Here is a 15,026-nt window from a genome sequence, read left to right on the forward strand (position 1 = left end):
ATCGGGCACGGTAACAGCGTTGTCCGCGCGCCATCAACCGCCGACGCGCGGCGACCCTTGGCAACATCAGCGAAAACCGCCGCTTCGGTCGTCGGCGGAGCACCGGTGTCCGCCCTGGTGGGGGTGTTTGACGGTGGTTGCCCGCCTGCGTAGGCTGGATCGGCTGCTCTCTCGCCCTCTGCTAGGGTGATGGGTGCTTGCTGTCCGCGGTCGCTTCCCCGCATCGCCGAGGTCCCGCATCGCCGGGCAGCACCGATCGGGGGCCACCGCCGAGGTGGCCTGGACCACCACACGACCCCGGCGACCCCTCGCCCGGGGCGTACGAAAACGGAGAGCCTGACGTGAGCAAGCGCACCTACCAGCCGAACACCCGCCGGCGCGCGAAGACCCACGGCTTCCGGCTGCGCATGCGCACCCGTGCCGGCCGCGCCATCATCTCGACCCGTCGCTCCAAGGGCCGCGCCCGCCTGTCGGCCTGAGGCCGACCGGGTCAGGTCCGGGGGACGTGGGCAGTCGTGCTGGCGGCCGCACAGCGACTGCGGCGCAGCACTGACTTCGCCGCAGCGGTCCGGGGTGGCCGCCGCGCCGGCCGTGGCGCGATCGTCGTCCACCTGAGCCTGCCGTCGACCCCCGACGCCGCGACAGCAACCTCGCCGGAGCCGGCGCGGAGCAGCGGTGCGGAGCAACCCTCCGCGCCGGCCCGCGCCGGCTTCGTCGTGTCCAAGGCAGTGGGCAACGCGGTCGTCCGCAACCGGGTCCGCCGCCGCCTGCGGCACCTGGTCCGCGAGCGGCTGACGGAGCTGCCCCCTGGGAGCACCCTGGTCGTCCGCGCGCTGCCGGCCGCGGCCGAGGCGGCGTACCCGCGACTGGGCGCCGACCTGGACGCGGCGATCGCCGCCGCGCGGGTGCCCCGCGGACGGCGGTCGCGGTGACCGCCGGGCCGGCCGCGCCACGGCCTGCGACGATCGGTGCCCGGGTGCTGAGCGGGCCGATCATCGCGTACCGTCGGTGGATAAGTCCGGCTCTGCCGGCCCGCTGTCGGTTCTACCCGTCGTGCAGCGCCTACGCCCTAGAGGCGGTGGCCCGGCACGGCGCTGTCCGGGGAGCTGGCCTGACGGTCCGGCGGCTGTTGCGCTGCCACCCCTTCCACCCAGGTGGACACGACCCGGTGCCGGAGCCGGGCGGACGCCGCCGTGCCGATGTGACTGGAGCCTGAGAATTGAGTCTCGACTGGATCTACTACGCGATTTCGTGGATCCTGCTGGCCTGGCATGGGGCCTGGGACGCCATCGGGGTGCCGGACACGGCGGTGCTCGGCACCAACTGGGCCTGGATCCTCGCCATCGTCTTCCTGGTGGTCACCGTCCGGGTGATCCTCTTCCCCGTCTTCGTCAAGCAGATCAAGTCGCAGCGGGCGATGCAGGCGCTCCAGCCGCAGGTGAAGGCGCTGCAGGAGAAGCACAAGGGTGACCGGGAGACGCTCCAGAAGGAGATGATGGAGCTCTACCGGAAGGAAAAGGCCAACCCGCTCATGGGCTGCCTTCCGATGGTCCTCCAGATCCCGGTCTTCCTCGGCCTGTTCCACGTGCTCCGCCGACTCGATCCGGGGAAGAGTGAGAGCGGCAAGACCCTCTACGGCTGGACGGTCGGCCAGTTCGAGAGCGCCTCGGCCGCGAAGCTCTTCACCGCGCCGATCGCCGGCAAGTTCGGCTCGACCGCCGACGAGCTGGCGGCACTGAACGCCAACGGCACCACCGTCAAGATCATCGCCGGCATCCTGGTCTTGTTGATGATGGGCACGACCTACCTCACCAGCCGCCAGATGATCCTCAAGACCGGCTGGGCCGAGGATCCGCAGCAGCGGATGATCCAGAAGCTGATGCTCTACGGCATCCCGCTGTCGCTGCTCGTCTCCGGCGCCATCTTCCCCATCGGTGTGATCATCTACTGGGTCACCAACAACCTCTCCACGCTCGCGCAGCAGCAGTGGGTGCTGCGCAAGTTCCCGCCGCCGCCGACCGCCACCACCGGCAAGCCGGGCACCTCGGCCCGCAACCCGGTGCAGCCGGCCAAGACCGGCCTGCTGGGCCGCGCCAAGCCGGCCCCCCAGGCCCCGGCCAAGCCGGCCGCGCCGAAGGTCGCCGGCCCCAAGCCGGGCGCCAAGCCGGCCAACCCCAAGAAGGGCCGCCCCGCCAAGCGGCAGGGCTGAGGACCTCCGGGCCGCCGTCGGGAGACCGGCGGCGGCCCGTTCCGCACCGTGCAGCCGCCGTACGGCCGGCGCCGGGCGGAACCCGCCGCGCGCGGCGCGGTCACGGGCGAGACTGCCCGTACGACAGACGTGCCCGTGGGCACCGGCGACCTCCCGCCGGCCCCGGGAAACCAGCGGACCCGACGGTCCGGCCGAGCGAGTACGGAGATGAGACCGTGACCGACACCAGCACCCCCCGCGCTGAGCAGTTCCTGGACTCCGAGGGGACCGAGCCGACCGCGGTGAACGGCGAGACCGAGGAGACCGACGAGGAGTCGGCCACCAAGGAGAAGAAGCCCGCCGGCGAGAGCGAACTGTTCCGGCAGAGCGAAATCGCGGCCGACTACGTCGAGGGCCTGCTCGACATCCTCGACTACGACGGCGACATCGACGAGCTGGTCTCCGGCGGCCGTCCGGTTGTCGAGGTGGTCGGCGGCCGGCTGCAGAACCTGGTCGGCCAGCGCGGTGCCACCCTGGAGGCGCTCCAGGAGCTCGCCCGGCTCGCCGTCTTCCGGCAGACCGGCACGCCGAGCCGGCTGCTGCTCGACGTCGGCGGCTACCGGGCGAACCGCCGCAAGGAGCTCGCCGCCGTCGCCAAGAACGCCGTCGAGAAGGTCAAGGAGTACGGCGAGCCCGTGCGCCTGGAGCCGATGTCCGCGTTCGAGCGCAAGTGCGTGCACGACGTGGTCAACGCGATGAGCGGCGTGGAGAGCGAGTCCGAGGGCGTCGAGCCGAACCGGCGCATCATCGTCCGGCCGGCGGACTGACCGGGTGGACCACGACGACACCGCGGCCGGTGCCGCGGCCGGCCCGGGTGGCACGCCGCCCGGGCCGTCGCCTGTCCGGCCCGACTCGCCCGTGCCTTCCGACGCCGCCGCGTCGTCGGCCGGCGGCCGTGCCCCGTCGCCGGCCGACGCGGTGCTGCCGCCCGAGCTGGCCGGCGCGGCACGCACCCTCTTCGGCGACCGGATCGACCTGGCCGCCGCGTACGCCGAGCTGCTGGTCACCGACGGCGTGGTCCGCGGCCTGATCGGGCCGCGGGAGGCCCCCCGGATCTGGGACCGGCACCTGCTCAACTGCGCGGCGGTGGCCGAGCGGATCCCGGAGGGCTCGACGGTGCTCGACGTCGGCTCCGGGGCGGGACTGCCCGGTCTGGTGCTCGCGATCGCGCGGCCGGACCTGACGGTGACCCTGATCGAGCCCCTCGCCCGGCGCACGTCCTTCCTCATCGAGGCGGTGCAGCAACTCGGATTGGCGAAGTCGGTCCGGGTGTTCCGGGGCCGGGCCGACGAGGCGGCGACCGGGTCGACCGGGGTGGGCCCGCTGAGCGGGGACGTGGTCACCGCGCGCGCCGTCGCCCCGCTGGACCGGCTGTCGACGTGGTGCCTGCCGCTGGCCGTTCCCGGCGGTCGGCTCATCGCCCTCAAGGGCGCGTCGGCTGCCGACGAGATCGCCGAGCACGCGGAGACGGTGGCGCGGCTCGGCGGCGGGGAGCCCGAGATGCACCGCTGCGGCGAAGGAATCATCGACCCGCCGACGACCGTGGTGGAGATCGTGCGGGAGCGGGTGGTGGGACCGGTCCGGCCCAAGGCGCCGAAGAGGTCGCGCGGCGGTCGGTCCCGTCGACGCTGACTCCACGTCGGAGGCGACGCCCGAGCGGGTGCCCGCCGGCGTCCCGGGCGGCGGTTGCTTCGTTGAACCGGTACGGGTGGACGGAAGGGATGAGAACCCGACGTGGACCGGCTGCGCCCGTGAGCCGTAGGCTGGCCGCGCGTCGATAGTGTGGAGCGGGCGGCAAACGGACGTTCACCGGGTCCCGACCGCTCCCGCCGGCCGTACCCTCCGCGGTGCGAGCACCACGTGCGGCCGGTTGACGGGGTGCGGACCGACCATCCGAAGCGGGCAGGGATGACAGGTGCATGACGACGGCAGGTACGACGATCCACGCGTGACCGGATCAGCGGGCGATCCGGTTTCACGTGAAACCGACTATCCGAGCTGGTCGCCCGACGGGCCGTCCCGCGGTTCGTCGACCCGACCGCCGGACTGCGATCCGATCGTCCAACGGGACACCGCCGACCCGGCCGGGTCGGAGCTGCCGGCCGCCCGCCCGGCCTCCGACGGGCTGTCGCGCCCGGGCAACTCCGCCGGCGGTCGGGTGATCCCCATCCGCCGCAACCCCTCGGCCTCGGCGCGGTTCGAGGCGGCCGTGCCACAGCAGCCGACCCCGGACGCGGTGCCGGACGCCGCCCCCGAACCCGTACCCGTCACGGACACGCCCGCGTCCCCGGCCGCCGCCTACGGACCCGCCGCGACCGAGGCCGCGTACGTTTCACGTGAAACCCCGACGCGCGAAGAGGATGACCCACCGTTGGCTATGGAGGCGATGCGCGCCGTGCAGATCCTGAATCCGAGTGGCGAGGTGACGATGCCTCGCCCGGAACGGACCCGGGTCATGTGCGTCGCGAACCAGAAGGGCGGCGTGGGGAAGACCACGACCACGGTGAACCTGGCGGTGGCGCTCGCCCTGCACGGCAACCGGGTGCTGGTGGTCGACCTGGACCCGCAGGGCAACGCCTCCACCGGGCTCAACGTCCCGCACCACACCGGGGTGCCGGACGTCTACGACTGCCTCATCAACAGCGTGCCGCTGGAGGAGGTCGCCCAGGGGGTCGAGGGCATCCCCAACCTCTGGTGCGTACCGGCCACGATCGACCTGGCCGGCGCGGAGATCGAGCTGGTGTCGGTGGTCGCCCGCGAGTCCCGGCTGGCCCGGGCCATCGCCGCCTACCCGGGCCACTTCGACTACGTCTTCATCGACTGCCCGCCGTCGCTCGGCCTGCTCACGGTCAACGCGCTCGTCGCCGCGCAGGAGGTGCTCATCCCGATCCAGTGCGAGTACTACGCGCTGGAGGGACTGAACCAGCTGATCAACAACATCAACCTGGTTCGGCAGCACCTCAATCCGAGGCTCGAGGTCTCCACGATCCTGCTCACCATGTACGACCGGCGTACGCGGCTGGCCGACGCGGTGGAGCAGGACGTCCGGAACCACTTCGGCGACAAGGTGCTCCAGGCGGTCATCCCGCGCAACGTCCGCGTCTCCGAGGCACCGAGCTACGGCCAGTCCGTGATGACCTACGATCCGGGATCGCGGGGGGCAACGAGCTACTTCGAGGCCGCCCAGGAGATCGCCGAGCGTGGTGTCAAGGAGCCGGTGAGCCGGAATGCGTAGTGCGGAACAGTCGCTGGGAGGCGTGGCATGAAGAACCGTCCTCGGGGCGGTCTCGGTCGGGGCCTGGGGGCCCTCATCCCGACCGGACCGGCGCCGACCGCCGACGCCGCCCCGGCTGAGCCGGCGGCACCTGCGACCGCCGTCGTCGGCACGCCTGCCGAGCCGGCGCCAACGCCGGTCAGCCCGCCCGTCGCGGCGCAGCCCGAGCCCACGCTCAGCCCGGTTCCGGGCGCCCGGTTCGCCGAGATCCCGGTCGACGCGATCGTGCCGAACCCGAAGCAGCCCCGACACATCTTCGACGAGGAGGCTCTGGAGGAACTGAAGACCTCGATCCAGGAGGTCGGCTTCCTCCAGCCGATCGTCGTACGGCAGCTCGACGACGAGAAGTACGAACTCGTCATGGGCGAGCGGCGCTGGCGGGCCGCGCAGGCGGTCGGGCGGGAGAGCATCCCCGCCATCGTCCGGGACACCCGGGACGACGCCATGCTCCGGGACGCGCTGCTGGAGAACATCCACCGGGCCAACCTGAACCCGCTGGAGGAGGCCGCCGCGTACCAGCAGTTGCTGGACGAGTTCGGCGCCACCCACGAGGAACTCGCCCGCCGGATCGGCCGGAGCCGCCCGCAGATCTCGAACACCATCCGGCTGCTCAACCTTCCGGCGCCGGTGCAGAAGCGGGTCGCCGCCGGCGTGCTCTCCGCCGGCCACGCCCGGGCGCTGCTGAGCCTCGACGAGTCGGAGGCACAGGAGCAACTGGCGGCACGGATCGTCGCAGAGGGGCTCTCGGTCCGGGCGACCGAGGAGATCGTGATGTTGGCGGTGAGCGATGGCAGCGCCGGTAAGAAGGAGACGGCCAAGCGCCGGCCCAAGCCACACGCGCCCGCGCTGACGGATCTGGCCGACCGGCTCTCCGACCGGTTCGACACCCGGGTCAAGGTGGACATCGGCCGGAGCAAGGGCAAGATCACCATCGAGTTCGCGACGGTCGACGACCTGGAGCGGATCGTCGGCCTCATCGGCGTCGGCGAGGAGGAGGAGTCGGAGGGCTGATCCTTCGACCGCCGGCCGCGTGACCCCACCGGGTCACGCGGCCGTTCCATGTCTGACGGTGGCGTCCATCCTCGGCGGTACGCCGACCGTGCCGGCGCCTTCGGCAGCTCGGTGCAACTACCGCTGTCGACCGCGCCGGGGCCCCTCATTTGAGCGCCACGGGCCTGAGGCGGCCCTGCCCTACCCGACTCTTGCTCGCTCGCACTTCTGGCGCTGTGGGGCAGCAGGAGGCGTTTTCGTCGCGCCCCCGAAGTGGCCCGCTGCCGGGAACCGGGGTGTGGGTGTGGTGGTAGCGGTGGCTCCCCGGTTTCACGTGAAACCGGGGAGCCCGCCAGGCGTTCGCGGTCGTGACGCGGGTCGCTGGGCGGGCGGCTCTCTTCGGATGCCGACACGTGCGGCGTTGGTGGGTGTGGCTCGTGAACCTGCGCGCACCGGCTCCACGAACCGTGAACTTGGAGGCGGGAGTTGCGCTGGCGCCGAGGTGCCGAATCTCAGGCTGCGCGGTTTCACGTGAAACGGGGTGCAGCGAGCAGGCCGGCCGTGCCCGCGCCTCCTTCTCACAGGAGGTTGGCCGGCGAGGCTGGACCACGCCCGTTTGTCGTCGTCCTTCGGAAGCTGCCCTATGACACCGTTGCGCCCTTCCCGGTCCGGGTCTCGGCACCTGGCCCCGGCGCCCGGCCGTCGGTTCCGCCCACGCCTCCGGCGGTGTCCCCGCCGTCGCGCCCCTTGATTCCCGACCCGCGCCCGGCTGCCGGATTCCGGCACCTGGCTTCGGCCTGTACAGCCCGGCCCTGTACAGCCCGGCTTCGACGTATGCCCCCTGCCTTGGTGCCCGGCATCGGCCTGTGCGGCCCCCGGCCTTCGGCGCCCGGCATCGGCCTGTGCGGCCTCCGCCTTCGACGCCCGCATCCGCCTGCGTGGCCCCCGGCTTCGGCCTGTACGACGGCCTCCGTCTCCGGCGCCCGACCCGGCCTCCGGGAGCCCGACACCTGCCTCCCGGACCGGCTCCGGCAGCGATTGGAGGAGTCCAGCATCCTGACCCGGACCCCGCCGGGCGACCCGACCTCGGCTTCCGGCTTCCGGCTTCCGGAGCGTGACCCTCGTCCGGCCTGTGGCTCCGACACTGGCCGCCCGGCTTCCCTCTCTCGCTCGGCGCTCTGACCCCGCCGACGAGCCGGTGAACCGAGCGGGACAGCGCGTCGGGCGGGACGTCGACGGAAACGGCGTCAACGGGAAACTCCCCCGTCGACCGGAACGGCGTCGACGGGTAACGGCCTCGACGGGTAACGGCGCGACCAGAGGGCGGTCGGGGTTGACGGCGCGGAGAGAGTCTCACGACCGAGTGCGCGACGACCCCGGGCCGGCCGGCGGTTTCACGTGAAACGGCTGCCCTCCCGCGACGCCCGGTCGGCGCGGATCGGGGGCCGGAAGTTATCCACACCAGTTATCCACAGCCGCGCCTCGTTTCACGTGAAACCCCGCGTGAAACCCGTTGCTGGCCTGTGGATGACGGGGTGTGTTCCGGGTCTCAGCACCCTGTGGATATCTGTGGACAAGCCCTCTGGGTGGCCGCCTCGCGGCGGCCGACGCAGCGCCGCTGTCGGCTCTTTCGGGGTAGGGACACCGGTGGCGGAAGCGGTTAGTGTCAGCGTCGTGCACGACACCCCTCCCGTAGTCCCGGACTTCGCCCAGTGGCCGTCCTTCCCCTTCGAGGGCGACCTTCGTGTCAAGCAACTCGATGATCCGGTCCCGGTCGAACCGCCCCGCAAGGGCGAGGGGCACCGGGAATGCACGGCCTGCAACGCCCCCGACGACGCCTACATCTGGGTGGGCGAGCGCTGGCGGGTACGCGCCATGGACCGCCCCACGGGGCTACCGATGGTGCTGATCCTGGAATCCCGATCGCATCTGGACCTCGGCGACCTGCCGAACCTGCTCGCCGCCGAACTGGGCGTGATGACCGTACGCCTGGAACGGGCGATCCGGTCCCTGGACGGGGTCGCGAGGGTGCACGTCAACCGCTGGGGCGACGGCTCGGCGCACCTGCACATATGGTTCCTCGCCCGGCCCTACGGTCGACTCCAGCTTCGCGGGACCTTCCTCTCCCTGTGGGACTCGATCCTGCCGCCCATCTCCGAGGCGCAATGGCGAGAGAATCTCGCCCTGGTCGCGGCCTGGCTCGCGGAGTTCGGGGGGAGGCCCCTGGCCGAGCCGTCGCGCATCCAGTGGCAGGCCCCGTCCAGCTTCACCGGGCAGCCCGCGCCGGGGGACGATGCCACCATGGGCGAGGCGCTGTCCGTGATCGAGTCCGCCGAGGAGGCGCATCTCCCGACGGCCGACAGCCGGGAGGCCGACGCCGCCGCTCGGGAGGACAGGCAGTCCGACGACTGACGCGGTACGGGCGGCCACCCGAGGTCGCGGGGTGGCCGCCCGTACCGGCGGAAGGAATGGACGGTCAGGCCCGGCGCGTCGCGGCGCGTGCCACCAGCGCCCCGATCATCTTGCCGAAGTCCAGACCGGCGGCCTGCACGGCGAGCGGCAGCAGTGAGGTCTCGGTCATCCCCGGCGAGACGTTGACCTCCAGCACGTGCGGCTGCCCCGCCGAGTCCACGATCAGGTCGACGCGGCTGAGGTCGCGCAGGCCGAGCGCGGTGTGGGCGGCCAGCGCCACGTCGGCGACCGCACCGGCCACCTCCGGCGTCAGTCGCGCTGGCGTGTGCCACGTCGTCCGGCCGGCGGTGTAGCGGGCGGCGTAGTCGTACACCCCGTTGCGGGGCACGATCTCCACCGCCGGCAGGGCCTGCGGCCCGTCGCCCAGGTCGACCACGGAAACCGCCACGTCCATGCCGGGCACGTACCGCTCCACCAGCGCCGTCTGGTCGTACGCGAAGCAGCCGACCATCGCGGCCGGGAGGGACGCGGCGTCCCGGACCACGGCGGCGCCCAGCCCCGAACCGCCCTGGGCGGGCTTCACCATGAGCGGCAGCCCCAGCCGGTCGACGATGCGGTCCAGCACCGCCACCGCGCCCAGCTCGGAGAAGCGGTCGTGCGGGAGGGCTACCCAGTCCGGGGTGGGGATGTCCGCCTCGCGGAGCACCGCCTTGGCCGACGGCTTGTCCCAGGCGAGCCGGGAGGCGCGGGCGTCGCACCCCACGTAAGGGACACCGCAGAGGTCGAGCACGCCGCGCAGCGAGCCGTCCTCGCCGGTCGCGCCGTGCAGGGCGATGACGACGGCGTCCGGCGGGTCGACGCTCAGGGCCGGCAGCAGGGTCACGTCGGCGTCCCGCAGCTCGGCGTCCATCCCGACGGCGCGCAGCGCGTCGAGCACCCGGCGGCCGGACCGGAGCGAGACGTCACGTTCGTAGGAGAGCCCGCCGGCGAGCACCAGCACCCGCAGGTCGGCGGTGACGGCGGAGTCGGTCACGACGGAACGGTCGGCAGCGGTGGGAGCCATGTCGGAATCATGCCAAGTCGGGACCCGGCGTGTCCGAGCCGGCCTGCCCCCGCCGCGATCCGGGGCGGCCGACGGCGCCGAACACCCGCCGCATGGCGATGTCCTGCTCCATGACGCCGGCCAGCCGGCGCACGCCCTCGCGGATCCGCTCCGGGGGCGGGAAGGAGAAGTTGAGCCGCATGTTGCCGCTACCCGTGCCGTCGGCGTAGAAGCCGGTGCCCGGCACGTACGCCACGCGGGCGGCGATGGCCCGCGGCATCATCGCCTTCGAGTCGAGGCCGTCGGGGAGGGTCGCCCAGACGAAGAGGCCGCCGCCCGGCGTCGTCCAGGTGGTGCCCGCCGGCATCAGGTCCTCCAGCGCGGCGAGCATCGCGTCGCGCCGTTCCCGGTAGACCTCGCGGTAGACCTTGAGCTGCTCCCGCCAGGGCATGGTGCCGAGGTAGGTGGAGACGGCGGCCTGCGCGTAGCCGCTGGGGCAGAGGATCTGCGCCTCGCTGGCGATGACCAGTTTGTCGCGGACGGCGTGCGGCGCCAGGATCCAGCCCACCCGCAGGCCCGGGGCGAAGGTCTTGGAGAAGGTGCTGAGGTAGAAGACCCCGTCGCGGCGCCGCGCGCGCAGCGGCGCCGGCGCGTCCCCCTCGAAGCCCAGCTGACCGTACGGGTCGTCCTCGACCACCAGGAGGCCGGCGCGCTCGCAGATGTCGAGCACCCGTTCCCGCCGCTCCTCGGTGAGCGTCACGCCGGTCGGGTTCTGGTAGGTGGGGATGGTGTAGAGGAACTTCACCCGCCGGCCGGCGCGCGCCTGCTCGGCGATGGCCGCCTCCAGCGCCTCCGGGATCAGCCCGTCGTCGTCCATCGGCACGTGCACCACCTGCGCCTGGGCGGCCTGGAACACCCCGAGCGCGCCGACGTAGGTCGGGCCCTCGGCGAGCACCACGTCACCCGGGTCGAGGAAGAGCCGGGCCACCAGGTCGAGCGCCTGCTGCCCGCCGACGGTGACGACCACGTCCTCCGGGGAGGCGCCGCAGGCGGCGTCGATGCCGGAGAGCGCCATCACCTCGCAGATCCGCTCGCGCAGCTCCAGGGTGCCCTGGCCGATGCCGTACTGGAGGGTGGTGACGCCGTGCTCGGCGCCGAGCCGGCCGAGCATCTCACCGACGGCGTCGAGCGGCAGCGCCGCGATGTAGGGAGCGCCGCCGGCGAGCGAGACCACCTCCGGCCGGCTGGCCACCGCGAAGAGCGCGCGGATCTCCGAGGCGGTCATGCCCCGCACACGGCGGGCGTACCGGTCGGTGTAGTCGTCGAGCGTCGTGCCGGTCATGACATCACCTCGATGGCTGCTCGGGTGGATCCCGCCCCGGCGTACCCGGGACAACGGCGACCATGGCGACGCGGGACGCCGGGTGCCGATCCTAGTCGCCCCTGCCAGGAAGGCCGCTACGACGTGACCAGCGTCCACATCGCGGACCACCGGCGGCCCTCCCGGAGGTGGTCGTTCGCGCGTCCCCTCCCGTGGCGTCCGGAACCGGCGTACGATCGCTCGTCGGGGGCAGGAAGGCGGCGTTGTCGTTCCGTGCCGGTCTCACCTCCGAGCCTAGTGTGGAGATGCGCCAATGTCGCGACGTCTGGTCAGCTTGACCCTCGACACCCTGGAGGACGTGCCCCGTCCGTGCCGGCAGTGCGTCTACTGGGAGCTTGACCCGGTTTCGGCGGACCGGGCCTGCGCTGCGGGCGACCCGGGGCTGGAGAAGGAGGCATGGGTCTCGCAGACGCTGCTGGAGTGGGGGTCCTGCGGCAAGCTCGTCTACGTCGACGGCATGCCGGCCGGCTACGTCCTGTACGCCCCGCCGGCCTACGTGCCCCGCTCGATGGCGTTCCCCACCTCCCCGGTCTCGGCCGACGCGGCGCTGCTGATGACGGCCAACGTGGTGCCCGCCTTCGCCGGTGGCGGGCTGGGCCGGATGTTGGTCCAGGGGGTCGCCCGGGATCTCACCAAGCGCGGCATCAAGGCGATCGAGGCGTTCGGCGACGCGAAGTTCGGTGACGCGGCGGACCCGGCCGGCACCTGCGTCGCCCCGGCCGACTTCTTCCTCTCCGTGGGCTTCAAGACGGTCCGTCCGCACCCGCGCTTCCCCCGCCTCCGGCTGGAGCTGCGCACGGCCCTGAGCTGGAAGTCCGACGTCGAGTACGCGCTGGAGAAGCTGCTCGGCTCGATGAGCCCCGAGACGCTGCTCCGCCCGGTCCGCCCGGCCCCGGCCACCCGCTCCACCGCCGGCTGACCGCGCCGACCGCCCACCCGCTCCACGACAGCACCGGCCGCTGCCCGGCCCACGCCCGCCCGGCCCACGACCGCGCCGACCGCCGTTCAGTCCACCACCGTGCCGGCGGCCACGACCGCCCGCAGCTCGCTCACGTCGATCGAGCCGGTCGGCACGTCCCGCTCCACGGGGAAGTACATCCGCTGCACCGCGGCCACGACGGCCTCGGCCACCAGGTCCCGGAACCGGGGGTCGACCAGCCGGGCCCGGTCGCCGGGCGAGGTGAGGTAGCCGACCTCGACGCGTACGGCCGGCATCCGGGTCAGCCGGAGCAGGTCCCACGCCTTCGCGTGCGTACGGCAGTCGCGCAGCCCGGTACGGGCGACGATCTCCCGCTGCACGAGCCCGGCGAGCCGTTCCCCGGTCGCCGAGGTGACCCCGTTGTCGGTGCCGTAGTGGTAGGTCGCGACGCCCTCGGCCGCCGGGTTGGCGTGCCCGTCGAGGTGCAGCGAGATGAACACGTCGGCCCCGAGCGAGTTGGCCAGCTCGGCCCGGTCGACGTCCGGCAGGCAGTCCTCCGGGGCCGGCCCGCGGGTGAGCTGCACCCGGACGCCGGAGGCGGCGAGCCGGCCCTCCAGTCGACTGGCCAGGTCGTGCACCAGGTCCGCCTCGGTCCACCGCAGCAGCCCGTCCGGCACCACCACGCCCGGGTCGGTGCCCCCGTGACCGGGGTCGACGACCACGGTCCGCCCCACCAGCGTCGGGCCGGACTGTCGGATGGCGTCGGACTCGCGCAGCCACTGCGGCCGCCCGCCGACGACCTTGCGCCCGAGCCGGCGCAGCGCGTTCATGGTGTGCGGCCCGCACGAGCCGTCGGGTGTCAGCCCGACCTCGCGCTGGAACTGGGCGACCGCCCGCGAGGTCCGTACGCCGTAGATCGCGTCGGCGCGGCCCACGTCGTAACCCATCTCCAGCAGTCGTTCCTGGAGCGACCGGACGTCCTCGCCGGTGAGCGGCTCGGGGACCGAGTGGTAGAGGGTGCGGGCGCCGAGCCGCCAGCGGGCGGCGTCCAGGGCCCGCCAGGTCTCCGCGCCGACCCGGCCGTCCACGCTGAGCCCCCGGGACTGCTGGAAGGCCCGCACGGCCCGTTCGGTGTGGGCGTCGAACTCGTCGGCGTCGGGTGCCATCGGCGCGAGCAGGTCGAGGCCGGTCAGCACCGTACGGATCTCGGTGACCGCGGGTCCACGGTCACCGGGTCGGATCGGACGCACGCACGACCCCCTCTGCACGGACGCTGGCTGGCCGGGCGGCCCCGGGGTTGAGGTTATGCGTTCCGGGGACCTCAGGTGGGCGCGCCGGGAAAAGACGTCGACCCCGTCCCCCGGGCGGACCGGGTACGGGGTCGACGTGCGTACGTGTAGCTCAGAGCGCCGATTCGATGAGCCTGACCAGCTCACCCTTCGGCTTGGCGCCGGCGATCGACTGCACCGGCTCGCCGTTCTTGAACACGGTGAGGGTCGGGACGGACATCACCCGGTACGCGCGGGCGGTCTCCGGGTTCTCGTCGATGTTGAGCTTGACGATGGTGACCTGGTCGCCCATCTCGCCGGCGATCTCCTCCAGCAGCGGCGACACCTTGCGGCACGGCCCGCACCACTCGGCCCAGAAGTCCACCAGAACCGGCTTGTCGGACTTCAGCACGTCGGCGGCGAAACTCGCGTCGGTGACCGACTTCGTTGCTCCCACTATGACTCTCCTCCGGAGTTCTCGGTTGTTCAGCCCTGCAGCGTGGCGATGAAGCGCTCGGCGTCCAGCGCGGCGGCGCAGCCCGTACCGGCGGCGGTGATGGCCTGCCGGTAGGTGTGGTCCACCAGGTCGCCGGCGGCGAAGACACCGGGCACGCTGGTCCGGGTGCTCGGCGACTGGACCTTCACGTAGCCCTCGTCGTCCAGCTCCACCTGACCCCGGAAGAGCTCGCTGCGCGGGTCGTGACCGATGGCCACGAAGACGCCGGTGACGTCGAGGACCTTGGACTCGCCGGTGTGCGTGTTGCGCACCCGTACGCCCGAGACCTTGCCGTCGTCGCCGAGGATCTCCTCGACCACGGTGTTCCACTCGACCTTGATCTTGTCGTTGCCCAGCGCCCGCTCGGCCATGATCTTGCTGGCCCGGAAGGAGTCCCGGCGGTGGATGATGGTGACCGACTCGGCGAACCGGGTGAGGAAGCTGGCCTCCTCCATCGCCGAGTCACCGCCGCCGACGACCACGATGTGCTGGTTGCGGAAGAAGAAGCCGTCGCAGGTGGCGCAGGACGAGACGCCGTGGCCCAGGTACTCCTGCTCGCCCGGGACGCCCAGCGGACGCCACGCCGAGCCGGTGCTGAGGATGACTGCCCTCGCCCGGTAGGCGGTCTGACCCACCCAGACGGTGCTGACCGCGTCGGAGCCGACGCTGCCGGTGTCCTTCAGCTCCACCCGCGTCACGTCGTCGGTGAGGAACTCCGCGCCGAACCGCTCGGCCTGCTTGCGCATGTTGTCCATCAGCTCGGGGCCGAGGATGCCGTCGGCGAAACCGGGGAAGTTCTCCACCTCGGTCGTCGTCATCAGCGCGCCGCCGGACTGCACGCCCTCGATGATGAGCGGCTTGAGGTTGGCGCGCGCCGCGTAGACCGCCGCCGTGTAACCGGCCGGCCCGGAGCCGATGATGATCAGGTTGCGGACCTCGTCCACTGCCGTCTCCCGATAGTGTTGTTCGCCATCGGCGCGCGCACCGATGCCGATC

At 72.5% G+C, this 15,026-nt stretch carries 14 protein-coding genes and 1 pseudogene; 10 read left to right on the forward strand and 5 right to left on the reverse strand.

Annotated elements, in window-relative coordinates; genetic code table 11:
- Positions 1-341: 341 nt before the first annotated feature.
- The 9 genes and pseudogenes from rpmH to ABZ793_RS01670 form a co-directional block, all read left to right on the forward strand.
- Positions 342-479 carry a 50S ribosomal protein L34 gene (gene rpmH, locus ABZ793_RS01630; RefSeq protein ID WP_091100492.1) on the forward strand — a complete coding sequence of 46 codons (138 nt, stop codon included), beginning with the start codon at positions 342-344 and terminating at the stop codon, positions 477-479.
- Between the two features lie 36 nt (positions 480-515).
- Entirely contained in the window at positions 516-932 is a 417-nt protein-coding gene (gene rnpA / locus ABZ793_RS01635; protein WP_357450234.1) for a ribonuclease P protein component, read from the forward strand.
- A gap of 44 nt (positions 933-976) precedes the next feature.
- Positions 977-1,216 carry a membrane protein insertion efficiency factor YidD gene (gene yidD, locus ABZ793_RS01640; RefSeq protein WP_350677800.1) on the forward strand — a complete coding sequence of 80 codons (240 nt, stop codon included), beginning with the start codon at positions 977-979 and terminating at the stop codon, positions 1,214-1,216.
- A gap of 3 nt (positions 1,217-1,219) precedes the next feature.
- A complete protein-coding gene (yidC, locus tag ABZ793_RS01645; protein WP_357450237.1) occupies positions 1,220-2,209 on the forward strand; it encodes a membrane protein insertase YidC in 990 nt (329 codons plus the stop codon).
- A gap of 215 nt (positions 2,210-2,424) precedes the next feature.
- Positions 2,425-3,015, forward strand: a complete 591-nt coding sequence (locus ABZ793_RS01650; protein ID WP_357450240.1) for a R3H domain-containing nucleic acid-binding protein — start codon at positions 2,425-2,427, stop codon at positions 3,013-3,015.
- Between the two features lie 91 nt (positions 3,016-3,106).
- A complete protein-coding gene (gene rsmG / locus ABZ793_RS01655; protein ID WP_357450243.1) occupies positions 3,107-3,880 on the forward strand; it encodes a 16S rRNA (guanine(527)-N(7))-methyltransferase RsmG in 774 nt (257 codons plus the stop codon).
- A 283-nt stretch (positions 3,881-4,163) separates the two neighbouring features.
- Positions 4,164-5,483, forward strand: a complete 1,320-nt coding sequence (locus ABZ793_RS01660; protein ID WP_357450246.1) for an AAA family ATPase — start codon at positions 4,164-4,166, stop codon at positions 5,481-5,483.
- Positions 5,484-5,510: 27 nt separating this feature from the next.
- Positions 5,511-6,533, forward strand: a complete 1,023-nt coding sequence (locus ABZ793_RS01665; RefSeq protein WP_357450249.1) for a ParB/RepB/Spo0J family partition protein — start codon at positions 5,511-5,513, stop codon at positions 6,531-6,533.
- Positions 6,534-8,186: 1,653 nt separating this feature from the next.
- A pseudogene (locus tag ABZ793_RS01670) lies at positions 8,187-8,795 on the forward strand (hypothetical protein); the annotation flags it as partial.
- A 193-nt stretch (positions 8,796-8,988) separates the two neighbouring features.
- Here ABZ793_RS01670 and ABZ793_RS01675 read toward each other — a convergent pair.
- Both ABZ793_RS01675 and ABZ793_RS01680 read right to left on the reverse strand, forming a co-directional pair.
- A complete protein-coding gene (locus ABZ793_RS01675; RefSeq protein WP_357450252.1) occupies positions 8,989-9,987 on the reverse strand; it encodes a D-alanine--D-alanine ligase in 999 nt (332 codons plus the stop codon).
- A gap of 7 nt (positions 9,988-9,994) precedes the next feature.
- A complete protein-coding gene (locus tag ABZ793_RS01680) occupies positions 9,995-11,308 on the reverse strand; it encodes a PLP-dependent aminotransferase family protein (protein WP_357450255.1) in 1,314 nt (437 codons plus the stop codon).
- Positions 11,309-11,600: 292 nt separating this feature from the next.
- On the opposite strand from ABZ793_RS01680, the gene ABZ793_RS01685 reads away from it, so the two are divergent.
- The gene (locus ABZ793_RS01685; RefSeq protein ID WP_357450258.1) at positions 11,601-12,266 is read left to right on the forward strand and encodes a GNAT family N-acetyltransferase; all 666 of its coding nucleotides are present in this window, start codon (positions 11,601-11,603) and stop codon (positions 12,264-12,266) included.
- Positions 12,267-12,352: 86 nt separating this feature from the next.
- Here ABZ793_RS01685 and ABZ793_RS01690 read toward each other — a convergent pair whose 3' ends face one another.
- The 3 genes from ABZ793_RS01690 to trxB all read right to left on the reverse strand — a co-directional run bounded on the left by ABZ793_RS01690 (position 12,353) and on the right by trxB (position 14,974).
- A complete protein-coding gene (locus ABZ793_RS01690; protein WP_357450261.1) occupies positions 12,353-13,516 on the reverse strand; it encodes an N-acetylmuramoyl-L-alanine amidase in 1,164 nt (387 codons plus the stop codon).
- Between the two features lie 151 nt (positions 13,517-13,667).
- Positions 13,668-13,991, reverse strand: a complete 324-nt coding sequence (gene trxA / locus ABZ793_RS01695) for a thioredoxin (protein ID WP_132235478.1) — start codon at positions 13,989-13,991, stop codon at positions 13,668-13,670.
- Positions 13,992-14,020: 29 nt separating this feature from the next.
- Positions 14,021-14,974: a thioredoxin-disulfide reductase gene (gene trxB / locus ABZ793_RS01700; protein WP_357450264.1), complete on the reverse strand. Its 954-nt coding sequence runs from the start codon at positions 14,972-14,974 to the stop codon at positions 14,021-14,023.
- Positions 14,975-15,026: the final 52 nt, after the last annotated feature.

The organism is Micromonospora sp. NPDC047465 (genome assembly GCF_040643125.1).
Classification (GTDB): Bacteria; Actinomycetota; Actinomycetes; order Mycobacteriales; family Micromonosporaceae; genus Micromonospora.